Here is an 11,238-nt window from a genome sequence, read left to right on the forward strand (position 1 = left end):
GCCATAGATAAAGACCCGGCTGTGGATAACGTCATCGCATTCACCGGCGGCAACGGCGCAACCAACACCGCGAACATGTTCATCGCGCTGAAGCCCTTGAGCGAGCGCAAGATCAACGCCGACCTGGTCATCGGGCGCATCCGCAAGGAGGTCGCGCACATCGCCGGCGTCAATCTCTACCTGCAGGCGGTTCAGGATTTGCGAATCGGCGGCAGGAGCAGTAACGCGCAATATCAGTTCACGATCCAGAGCGACGATCTCAACGAGCTCAACCAATGGGCGCCGAAAGTGCTCAAGAAATTGCGCACCGTTAAAATTCTCACCGACGTCAGCAGCGATCAGCAGAACAGCGGCCTCGAGGCCAACGTCGTCGTCGATCGCGACACCGCGTCGCGGCTCGGACTTTCGCAGCAGGCGATTGACGACACCCTGTACGACGCGTTCGGCCAGCGGCAAGTGTCCACGATGTACACGCCGCTGAACCAGTACCACGTCGTGATGGAGGTCGCGCCGCAATTCTGGCAGAACCCCGAGTCGCTCGACCTGATTCACGTGCGCTCCAACACCGGAGGTCTCGTCAAGCTCAGCACCTTCACCCACTTCGCGCCGCAAACGACCGCGCTCGCAATCAATCACCAGGGGCAATTCCCGTCGATTACGATCTCGTTCAATCTGGCGCCGGGCGTCGCGCTGGGCGATGCGGTTGATGCGATTACGCAGGCCGAAGCGCAAATTAAAATGCCCGCCGGCATTCGCGGAACTTTCCAGGGAACCGCGCAGGCGTTTCAGGATTCGCTCAAGAACGAAGGCTTCCTCATCGCGTTCGCGCTGTTCGCCGTGTACATCGTGCTCGGCATTCTCTACGAGAGTTATATCCATCCGATCACGATTCTCTCGACGCTGCCCTCGGCCGGCGTCGGCGCAATCCTCGCGCTGCTCCTTTTCCACATCGAGCTGAGCGTGATCGCGCTGATCGGCATCATCTTGCTGATAGGCATCGTCAAGAAAAACGCCATCATGATGATCGATTTCGCACTCGAAGCTCAACGCGGCGAGGGCAAATCGCCGCACGACGCGATCTACCAGGCGTGCGTGCTGCGCTTCCGCCCAATCATGATGACCACGGCGGCCGCATTGCTCGGCGGCCTGCCACTCGCGCTCGGCAACGGCACCGGCTCCGAGATGCGCCGCCCGCTGGGCATCGCAATCGTCGGCGGCCTACTCGTAAGCCAGGTCCTGACGCTCTACACGACCCCGGTAATCTACCTATACATGGACCGCGTCAGCGCCGGATGGTCCCAACTATGGCGCCGAGCCCTCGGCCGCCCCGCACCGGCCCCAACCGAATCCCACGTCGCCGACTGACTATTCACATTCAAATAGCTGCGAAGGGTGGGAGATAGCACAAAGGTGGCACCTGCCTTCAAAGAACTCGGCAGGGTCCATAGGACTGGGTCTTTAGCTCCGTAGTTCTAGCCAACTACGGGCCAATCGGGAAACCCAACATCACTACCTATGCCTCAGTACGCCAAACCTTGGAGCCCAGAGCGAAAACAGAACGACGATCAGAAATCCCGCACTAGCGTACATGTGGATCCTTTGGGACGACTCGTCGGAAGTAAGCAGATGAAAAACGGAAAAGGCAAGTCCTACCAGTGCACCTCCCAGAATCCAAATGAACATGTATCGCCGAAAGCGATCGAGTGACTGTTGCTTGTCTCCAATCATCGATCCGTTCCAAGACCTCGATCCTGACAGAACGAGGACTGCATAAATCGAAAGCATAAAAGGCCAAAATGCGACGGCGAAGAAACTCGGAAACGACACGTACCCTCTAGTGAGCGCGACTGGACCGACCATCATAGACCAGACACATGACAGAAATCCCAAAAGGAACGTCACTAGCGCGCTCTTGGAAGAAGTGAGCTCGGCGTTCTTCACGCGAAAATCCGCAAAGAAAGATTCACGTCGCCAAATACCACCGATCCTCGGATCTCGTCAGAAAAGGTTGTATCAATTTTTTCTCAAATGCTGCAGTTCAAGGCCCATCCGATCTCGCGCTGACGACTGACTCACCGACCGCCAGTTTTCGCAGCTAGCTCGTCAAGCATCTCCTTGAATCTATAGCGACATTCGAAACCTAAGACCCTCGACGCTTTTCCCGAGTCGTAAACGCGATCGATGCGCTCGAACATCGTCCACCCGACACGCTTGTAGAGTTCTCCATAATGGGGAAAGTACCGCTCGACCACCGCGGGAGCGTCGGTGATTAGCTGCTTGCAGTCGCCGCGGTGAAAGGGCGTCCTAGCTGAGATGATGAAGGTATCGAAACCGATTTCCGGCGCCTTCGAAATCGCGACGACGTGACTTTCCGAGGCATCTTCCACACTCAGTCGGCGAAACAGAAGTTCATTGGCCTTGGTATTCGGACCCGACTGCGAAATTTCATGGGCCATATCGTCTTCCTCGGGAAAAAACCGTGCGGTCCTGAGGATGAGTACCGGAAGTCCGTGGATCTGGTGAAACAGACGGCACAAATGCTCGGCGGCATATTTGGTCACGCCGTAGATGTTGCGCGGGAGAAGCGGCGTCATGTCTTCATCGATCCATAGCGCTTCCGTGACGTTTCGCGATCGCGCAGCTCTGATTTCACTTGAGATCATGAGCGACGTAGTCGATGTGAAAACGAAGCGGTCCACCTTGGAACCCGGCGAGACCGATTCCTCAAGCAGATTAAGCGTCCCTTGAACGTTCGCCGAAACAAAGGATGACGTCTCATGCGTTTCGATATTTGGTTTGTGCAGCGCTCCCGAATGAATCACCGCGTTCACCTGGAAATCACGAATCGTTGATCGAACCAGCTCGCGGTCGGCGACGCTCCCAACAATTTGTGTCGTTGGAGCGGGCAGCAGGTCGAGGCCGACGACCTCACTGCCTGCATTTCGAAGTCGCGGGACCAGCGTCTGACCCAACCAGCCCGAGGATCCCGTCACAAGTATTCGCATGTCACGATTCTTAGGGCTGTCCCCGCGCTTATCAAATACGCTCAGTTGATAGTGTCGGCGGTCGCTTGGTCACCCAGTTCGTCGCTTGATTGTACGCGTGTCCGAGTTGCATGCACGCCATCTCCGCATGATTCGGGCCCACGATCTGAACGCCCATCGGCAAGCCGCGATCATTGAAGCCGGCCGGTACGCTGAGTGCGGGGCAGCCTGACATCGAGATCGGAATCATGACTTGCATCCAGCGATGGTAGGTATCCATCGAGACGCCGCCGACTTCTTTCGGCCAATGTATATTCGCGTCGAATGGAAACACCTGGCCGGCCGGCGCGATCATGAAATCGTACTTCTCGAAAAATTCGCGCACCGCATGGTACCACGCGGTACGCGCCCTCGACGCGATCGCAACTTCCATCGCCGTCAACCGCAGACCGTTTTCGATCTCCCATTGCAGTTCGGGTTTCATCAGTGCGCGTTGGGCGGGATCGGGAAAGCTGGCACGGAACTCGGCCGCGATTTGCCAACCTCGCAGCGCCGTCCAACTCTGCCATACGCGCTCGAGCGGGTAGTCGAGCGTTGCCGTTTCCACCTTACTTCCGAGCGCTTCGAAAACCTTGAGCGAACCTTCGCAGAGTTCGAGCACTCCGGGATCGAACGGGATCTGTCCGCCGAAATCGCCGACCCATCCGATGCGCGCGCCCTTGAAGTCCCGCTCGAGCGTGCCGGCGAACGCGGCCGGATCTTCGCGAATCGAAAGCGGGGTGCGCGCGTCGTATCCGGCAATCACCGAAAGAAACATCGCCAGGTCCGGCACGTTGCGAGCCATCGGCCCATGTACTGAAATCGACGGTATGAAAACCTCGTAGAACTGCGACGGCACCCGGCCTGAAGAGGTTCGGAACCCGAATACGTTGTTCCACGCCGCGGGATTTCGCAGCGAGCCGCCGTTGTCGCTGCCGTCTGCCACCGGGATCATCCGAAGCGCGAGCGCGACCGCCGCGCCTCCGCTGGTGCCGCCGCAGGTCTTCGACTGATCGTATGCGTTGAACGTGGTGCCGAAGACCGGATTGTAGGTTTGAGAGCCGAGCCCGAACTCCGGCACGTTGGTCTTGCCGATGAGAATCGCGCCCGCGCGTCTTATACGCTCGACCAGGATCGATTCGTCGCGCGGAAAGAAATTTTTGAACAGCGGCGATCCCATCGTGGTGCGGATGCCTCTGGTCGGCTCGAGATCCTTAACCGCATGCGGAAAGCCGTGCATCCAGCCGAGAACCTCGCCACGAGCGAGTTGCGCGTCGCGATTCTTCGCCTGTTCGAGTAGATGCTCGCGGGGTTGCAGCGAAACGATCGCGTTGACGCGCGGGTTCAGCAGTTCGATGCGGTCGAGATACGCGTTCATCACCTCGACGCACGAGACCTGCTTCGACTTTATCGCGCGCGACAGCGCGACCGCGTCGAGACTTACGATTTCCGCCACATTCACGAGGTCGGTTTGGCTCGATCGCACTGCTGCGCCACTTCCCATCCAAGCTCCGCGGTAATTCGCGCCTTCGCTCCGCGCAATGCCGCATCGGGGCCACTCGCGTTGCCGAGTTTTGCGCGCATCGCAATACCTTGCGCGATCGCGGCGCCACGAAAAAACGAGAACGCGACGAAGTACATCAGATCGGGCACGCTCGCTCGGCCGACGCGCCGGCAGTACGCGGCAACGAATTCCGCTTCGTGCGGAATTCCATACCCCTTATCGATCCCTTGAAAACTCGACACGCCATCGATGCCCTGCGGGCAATGGTAGGCGCGGCAGGCCCACGCCAGGTCGCCCAGCGGATGCCCGAGCGTCGAGAGCTCCCAATCGAGCACCGCGACTACGCGCGGCTCGACCGGATGAAAGATGATGTTTTCTATCCGGTAGTCGCCGTGCGCGATCGTCGTCTCGTCATCCGCGGGGATATGCCGCCCGAGCCATTCGATCAACCGATCCATCTCGGGGATTTCGTCGATCTTCGACGCCTCGTACTGCTTCGTCCATCGCGCGAGCTGGCGCTGAACATAAGCCTGCGGCCGGCCGTAGTCGCCGAGTCCCACCGCGCGAAAATCGACCTTGTGCATCCGCGCGAGCACGTCGTTCATCGAGTCGTAGCAGGCCGCACGCTCGTATGGGCTCGAATCCGGCATCATCGGATCGCGCATGATGCGTCCCTCGACACAGTCCATCACGAAGAACGCGGTGCCGATGACGCTGGCGTCCTCGCACAGAAGATGCACGCGCGGCACCGGCACGTCGGTCGCGGCGAGCGCCTTGATGATTCGATATTCGCGATCGACCGCATGCGCGGACTGGAGCAGAGTGCCCGGCGGCTTCTTGCGCATCACAAAGCGCGCATCACGAGTCTCGAGCATGAAAGTGGGATTCGATTGCCCGCCAACGAATTGTCGAACGACCAGAGGCCCGCGAAAGTCCGGCATCCGCTCGCGCAGATAACGTTCGAGACTGGCTTCATCGAAACGATGAGGCTCGCGTACTGCTGTGACATCGTCCTCGAGCGGCATTACCTCTCCCCCCGGCCCCCTCTCCCTTTAGGAGAGCGAGAAGAAGCGTTGAATCCGCGACAGTGATCTCTTGTCACCTTTTGGTTCCCCTCGCCTGAAGGGAGAGGGGTTAGGGGAGAGGTTCGCTCTGCGATCCTTTTCAAAACCTCGCTCAAATCCCGATCGACCTCATTATTGCTGATCCTCAGAGTCGTTATTCCCATTTCCGACAGCGCTCGATCTCGAATCTCGTCGTGCTCGGTTCTATGGAGATGCGAGTCGCCGTCTATTTCAATCGCGACCTTCGCTGATGCGCAATAGAAATCGACAATGTATCCGGCGACAACCTGCTGTCTCCTGAAATGGAGGGTGTCAAGCGCGCCCTTTCTGAGCGCATGCCACAGGATTTTCTCCTGCGGCGTCATCCTCCGGCGCAGCTCTCTTGCGAGCTGGAGCTTCTCGCGAGTCACAAACTGGTTTCGGGTTATTTTCACCTCCCCCCGGCCCCCTCTCCCTTCTGGAGAGGGGAACCAATCAGCTCAGACTTATCGAAACCTTCACGCCACCCCTTGGCCCTTTCTGTTCCGGTTCCCCTCGCCTGAAGGGAGAGAGGCCAGGGGAGAGGTCATTTCGCGCTCCCGGTCTGAGTAGCTTGAGCGGTCGGAGTAGTTTGCGGTTCCAGCACGCAGCTCTGGATTTCGGTCTGCGCCTTGTCAGTGTCGACTGGATTGAGATGTGGCATGGAAGTCCAAGCGCCCCATCCGAGTTCTTCTCTGACATAGTAGGAGCGTCGTTCGGTTTGGAAATCAACTTCGTCCGCACCGGCGTCGGTTTGGACGCTGCAAACGATCTTCTCGCCGGCCGGAACTATGAACGCGTGGTAGCCGCCGGGGCCGATGCGCACCGTGTCCTCACCGCATGTAACAGCAGGTACGATCAACGACGACGCGTAGCTGTAAGGCCGATACACGTAAATTACCGCGTTGCCGGGAGGCGACGTGGCTTTCTCAAATGGTTGTCCTTGCACAGCGCAGCCGATTGCCGCGGTGCCGGCGAGGTAAAGCAGAAGTAACAGAATTCGGCGAATCATTTGCCGGCGGACGCGGTTGAAGATTTGACTGCTCTGGCTGCCGCCTGCGCCAACCTCGCCTCATCCTTATAGAGCTTTTCATCGATCCTTTGCCGGACCGCCGCGAGTGCAGCGTCATCCACCTCCTTGTGGGTGGGCTGCAGGTACAGGTTGTACGATTTCGAGGCGTGCTCCTTGGCAGTGTAGTCGCCTAAGACAATGTCGCCGGCACTTACCGATAAAGAGGCGAACGCGGTCACGCCAATATCGCCTGTCGGAGCACCCTCCCAATCTGCCGGATCCATCCAGGAAATGATCAGAGGAACGTGATAATCGTCGTGGGTCAATTCTTCGCGATAGGTAAATGTCACCGGCGAAGTATCCGACAAGGACATCGCGACCGCAGGAGGGAGGATAGACGGATCGCCGGAAAGCAGCTTGCCCTTGAATGGCAACGCATGAGCGGGCACGTCCTCCACCTTGGGCGCGATTACGAGTTGCGGTTGCAATTGAGACGATCCGGCCGCTTGCAGTTGCGCCTGATTTTGATCGGGCATTTGAGTCGCGCATCCCGAGAGAACGGCCACCGAAAAAAACGCCGCGAGAGCAAATTTATGTCTCATGACCTGCCGGCGTCGCGAGCGATATTCAGATACTGCAGCTTCGCAACGCCATGCGACAATAGTATCAGAAAAGGCCGTGCTACTTGACGATGCCCCTGGCGACGTAAACGGTGCCGCCCAGCATTTGCTCGACCTCCAGCTCTTGCAAAATAGTCTCGAGATTGCTCCACGGACGCGCCAGCCCCTCGAGTGTGCTCGTCGATCGCAACGCGGCGTTCCAGACGAACAGATTCAGCGGCATCGTCCGGACTGGCGCCCACTTGAGTCCAGCCGCGACCACCCGCGCGCCAGGCTTGAGATGGCTAACTACGTTGCCGACCGCCTTGGGCGTGCGCATTATGTCGTGTGTGAAATGAAACAGCGCCGCGTCGGCCGCGTACGGGATCGCAGCTTCCTCGACCGAAGCCGAGACGAACTCGATGTTCCTCCAGTTGTTGTCATCCGCCCGCGCGCGCGCCCGCTCGATCATCTCTGGGCTCTGCTCGATTCCGACGATCGAGCCATCGGCACCGACCAGGTTTTCCAGCGCGGTGAAACTGAGTCCGGTACCGCAGCCGACATCGAGGACGCGGTCGCCGTCTTTGAGACGCAGTAGCTCTATCGAACGTTGGCGCACGGGCTCGAACAAAAAAAGCTCGAGATCGTAGATGCGCGCGCGCGAGCGATATTGGCGCAACGCGGTCGAGCGGTTGGGGATGAGCCAGCGCGTGATTCTTTGAAACGGTTGCGAGCGGTCGTCGGAAGGAGGATCCACCTTCGATGCCTCGCCCTAGCGAATATCACAAAAGAGCAGGGGTTCCGATGAAATCCTTGAGATAGACCGAAGCTCACATTGTAGCGATTAACTCCTTCGAGTATCGAAGCCGAGGTTTGTTGTAGACCTGCTGCGGTTACGTCTGTAAAATTCGTGCGCATAAGGACAGGAGCGTGCGTCGGGGGAAAGTGACAAGGCAAGCGTTGCGGGGTTTGATGCTAGGTATGGCGGCGCTCGTCGCGGTTATCTCAGGCGCTGTAGTGATTGGCCATGCGGCGGGCGCGCCCGGGCGATTGCGCTCGGCGCAGTCCGGAGTTGCCGCGCGCGGGTTGGAGCCCGGCTTTGCCGGGACGTTACTCTACCGCAACGATAATTTCCGCACCGGGCAAAACCTTGCCGAAAGCGTGCTGACTCCCTCGACTGTCAACCCGCCGCAATTCGGCCTGCTGTTCACCGACGCCATCGACGGCGCAGCTTACGCGCAGCCGCTGTACGTTCCAAACGTGACGGTCCCGAGCCTCGGAACGCACAACGTCGTCTACGTCGCGACCGAAAACGACAGCGTGTACGCATTCGACGCCGACGTGGCGGGACCGCCGCTTTGGCATACGAGCTTTATCGATCCAGAGGATGGAATTACCGCGGTGCCCGCGACCGATCTCGGATGCGGCGACTTGGTACCGATTATAGGGATCACCGCTACGCCCGTGATCGACCCGGGCACCGACCCAGGCACAGGAACCCTATACGTCGTGTCCAAGGTCAAGCGGGGACCGGGCAGCTACCAGCAGCAACTTCACGCGCTCGATATCACGACTGGTCTCGAGAAGCCGAAAAGTCCCGTAACGATTACTGCGAGCGTGCGGGGATCAGCGCCGGATGCCGTCAAGGGGATGGTTTCCTTCAATCCGCTGCTGCAGAACGATCGTCCAGCACTAACGCTCGCGAACGGCGTGGTCTATTTGAGCTTTGCCTCGCATTGCGACATCGTGCCGTACCACGGATGGATTCTCGGCTACGACAAAACGTCATTGGCGCAGGTCGTCGTTTACAACACCACGCCCAACGGCTCGGACGGCGGCATCTGGGAGTCAGGATGCGGTCCGGGCGTTGACACCAACGGCGACCTGATCGCGATCACCGGCAACGGAACCTTTGACACAACTCCGCCGCTGGCTGATTTCAGCGACAGCTTTCTGCGGTATACGCCTGGCGGCGGAACCCTGCTGCTCGACGATTTTTTTACGCCGCTCAACGAGCTCTACCTCTCCGATAATGACTTGGACATGGGTTCCGGCGGCACCCTGCTGCTGCCCGATCAGCCCGGACCGAATCCACATCTGATGGTCGGCGCCGGCAAAGTGGGCACCCTTTATCTGGTGAATCGCGACAGCATGGGTGGATTCAACGCGACGACCGATATGATGGTGCAGGAAATTGACAACGCGGTCACTGGAATGTGGAGCACGCCCGCGTACTGGCAGGGGATGGTGCCGAATGTCGGTCTGCAGAACATGATCTATACGATTGGTAATTTCGATCTTCCAAAGATGTTCGTTATAAACAACGGACTGATCCAGTCGTCGCCCGCATCGACGGCGCGCGGCTTTTTTGGATACCCGGGCGCATCGCCGGTCATCTCCGCCAATGGCACGACCGGCGGGATATTGTGGGCAATCAACAGTTCGGCATGGCAAACAGGTGGTACCGCGATTCTGTACGCCCTCGATGCTACCAACCTGAATACCGAGCTGTACGACAGCAACCAGTTCGTCGCCGATAACCCCGGACCAGCCGTGAAGTTCGCCGTACCGACGGTAGCCAACGGATCGGTTTATGTGGGAACGCAGACCCAACTCGCTGTGTTCGGATTGTTTCCCGATGGCAGGCCGACTCCAACCGCGAGCGCCACAGCAACGCCAACCGCAACTGGCACTGCAACTGCCACAGCGACCGCAACGGTTACGGCGACGCCAACCGCCACCGCAACTGCGACCGCCACCGCGACGGCGACTGCCACAGTTACTGCAACACCAACCGCCACTGCGACCGCGACCGCGACTGCGACAGCAACACCTACCGCAACGGTAACCGCAACTGCCACGCCGACGGCAACCCGGACAGCTACGGCAACTGCGACAGCCACGCACACCGCCACTTCTACGGCAACTGCGACAGCTACGCACACCGCCACATCTACGCCAACCTCAACTGCTACCGCGACAACTACGGCAACTCCGACAGCGACAGCAACGCGGAGCGCAACTGCGACCTCGACCGCGACGCCAACTCACACGCCAACGGCGTCTGCTACGAGTACTGACACCGCGACTGGTACTCCCACCTCGACAGCCACCGCGACGCCGACTACGACCGCGACCGCTACCAGTACTCAAACCGCGACGCCGACCACGACCGCGACGGCTACCAGTACTCAAACCGCGACGCCGACCACGACCGCGACCGCTACCAGTACTCGAACCGCGACTCCTACCTCGACCACGACCGCAACTGCCACACCCGTCGCGACGCCGACTACCTCAATGTCGGTGAACGTCACGCTGGCGTTCGGCAAGGTAACCGTCGGTCACGCTGTTACCAGAAATCTGAGGATCTATAACACCGGGACGAAGCATTCGCTGATCATCTCCCGCGCAATTCCGTCCGACCCGGCCGACTATGCTCTAAGCGGCACCGGAACGTGCGGTGATTTTCCCGTGACGATAGCGCCCAGGAAAGATTGCACGCTGGGAGTCGTATTCGCCCCAGATACGACCGGCGCGCACAGCGCAACCCTGGCGCTGACGGAGAATTCCATACCCAACCCGTACCGCGTGCCGCTCATCGGCGTCGGCCGTCCCAAGCATCGTTAGGTTGTGACGACTTCGTGCCGGGGAGGTAGCTGCTAGCTGGCGCCTGAAGGCGACTCAGGCTTGCGGCTCATGCGCAGGCGGCGGCCGGTCAGGTGCGCGCCGGTATTTTCATCGACTACCACCGGCCGGACTTCGCGGCCGGTTTCGTTGTCGACGAGAGTCACTGGCGGCCCGCCTTCGCCCCACAGCCAGTCGCTGCCCCATCGCCACATCGCGGCGAGCACGTCCCAGAAGGCCTTCCCCTTGTCGGTCAGGCGGTATTCAAAGCGCGGCGGGTGTTCTTCGTACGAAACTTTCTTCAGCAGGCCTTCCTCGACCAATCGATCGAGCCGCCGCGCGAGTACCGCGCGTGGGACTTTCAGCGCGCGCTGGAAATCCTCGAAGCGGC

At 59.5% G+C, this 11,238-nt stretch carries 10 protein-coding genes; 2 read left to right on the forward strand and 8 right to left on the reverse strand.

What is annotated here, in order from left to right:
- The coding region (locus VIW95_RS05815) for an efflux RND transporter permease subunit (RefSeq protein ID WP_331584482.1) at positions 1-1,365 on the forward strand (1,365 nt) is incomplete at its 5' end.
- Positions 1,366-2,072: 707 nt separating this feature from the next.
- Here the strand turns inward: VIW95_RS05815 and VIW95_RS05820 are convergent.
- The 7 genes from VIW95_RS05820 to VIW95_RS05845 all read right to left on the reverse strand — a co-directional run bounded on the left by VIW95_RS05820 (position 2,073) and on the right by VIW95_RS05845 (position 7,977).
- Positions 2,073-3,005 (reverse strand): NAD(P)-dependent oxidoreductase, encoded by a 933-nt coding sequence (locus VIW95_RS05820; protein WP_331584483.1) that lies wholly within the window; start codon positions 3,003-3,005, stop codon positions 2,073-2,075.
- Positions 3,006-3,036: 31 nt separating this feature from the next.
- Positions 3,037-4,509: an amidase gene (locus VIW95_RS05825; RefSeq protein ID WP_331584484.1), complete on the reverse strand. Its 1,473-nt coding sequence runs from the start codon at positions 4,507-4,509 to the stop codon at positions 3,037-3,039.
- Positions 4,482-5,552 (reverse strand): phosphotransferase, encoded by a 1,071-nt coding sequence (locus tag VIW95_RS05830; RefSeq protein WP_331584485.1) that lies wholly within the window; start codon positions 5,550-5,552, stop codon positions 4,482-4,484. The genes VIW95_RS05825 and VIW95_RS05830 overlap by 28 nt, the downstream gene beginning before the upstream one ends.
- Positions 5,552-6,025, reverse strand: coding sequence for an endonuclease domain-containing protein (locus VIW95_RS17460; RefSeq protein ID WP_349259296.1), 474 nt, complete (start codon positions 6,023-6,025; stop codon positions 5,552-5,554). The genes VIW95_RS05830 and VIW95_RS17460 overlap by 1 nt, the downstream gene beginning before the upstream one ends.
- 131 nt (positions 6,026-6,156) lie before the next feature.
- Positions 6,157-6,621, reverse strand: a complete 465-nt coding sequence (locus VIW95_RS05835; RefSeq protein WP_331584486.1) for a hypothetical protein — start codon at positions 6,619-6,621, stop codon at positions 6,157-6,159.
- A complete protein-coding gene (locus tag VIW95_RS05840) occupies positions 6,618-7,223 on the reverse strand; it encodes a hypothetical protein (protein WP_331584487.1) in 606 nt (201 codons plus the stop codon). Before VIW95_RS05840 ends, VIW95_RS05835 begins: the two co-directional genes overlap by 4 nt.
- A gap of 79 nt (positions 7,224-7,302) precedes the next feature.
- Positions 7,303-7,977: a class I SAM-dependent methyltransferase gene (locus VIW95_RS05845; RefSeq protein WP_331584488.1), complete on the reverse strand. Its 675-nt coding sequence runs from the start codon at positions 7,975-7,977 to the stop codon at positions 7,303-7,305.
- 224 nt (positions 7,978-8,201) lie between these two features.
- Between VIW95_RS05845 and VIW95_RS05850 the strand changes: the two genes are divergently transcribed.
- Positions 8,202-10,850: a choice-of-anchor D domain-containing protein gene (locus VIW95_RS05850; protein ID WP_331584489.1), complete on the forward strand. Its 2,649-nt coding sequence runs from the start codon at positions 8,202-8,204 to the stop codon at positions 10,848-10,850.
- A gap of 32 nt (positions 10,851-10,882) precedes the next feature.
- Here the strand turns inward: VIW95_RS05850 and VIW95_RS05855 are convergent.
- The coding region (locus tag VIW95_RS05855) for a helix-turn-helix domain-containing protein (protein WP_331584490.1) at positions 10,883-11,238 on the reverse strand (356 nt) is incomplete at its 5' end.

The organism is Binatus sp. (SeqCode) (assembly GCF_036522015.1).
Taxonomy (GTDB): domain Bacteria; phylum Desulfobacterota; class Binatia; order Binatales; family Binataceae; genus Binatus.

Excerpts from the sequence above, each read along its gene's own strand:
- VIW95_RS05820 (WP_331584483.1), bottom strand. The coding sequence starts at position 3,005 with ATGCGAATACTTGTGACGGGATCCTCGGGCTGGTTGGGTCAGACGCTG.
- VIW95_RS05830 (WP_331584485.1), bottom strand. The coding sequence starts at position 5,552 with ATGCCGCTCGAGGACGATGTCACAGCAGTACGCGAGCCTCATCGTTTC.
- VIW95_RS05835 (WP_331584486.1), bottom strand. The coding sequence starts at position 6,621 with ATGATTCGCCGAATTCTGTTACTTCTGCTTTACCTCGCCGGCACCGCG.
- VIW95_RS05840 (WP_331584487.1), bottom strand. The coding sequence starts at position 7,223 with ATGAGACATAAATTTGCTCTCGCGGCGTTTTTTTCGGTGGCCGTTCTC.
- VIW95_RS05850 (WP_331584489.1), top strand. The coding sequence starts at position 8,202 with ATGGCGGCGCTCGTCGCGGTTATCTCAGGCGCTGTAGTGATTGGCCAT.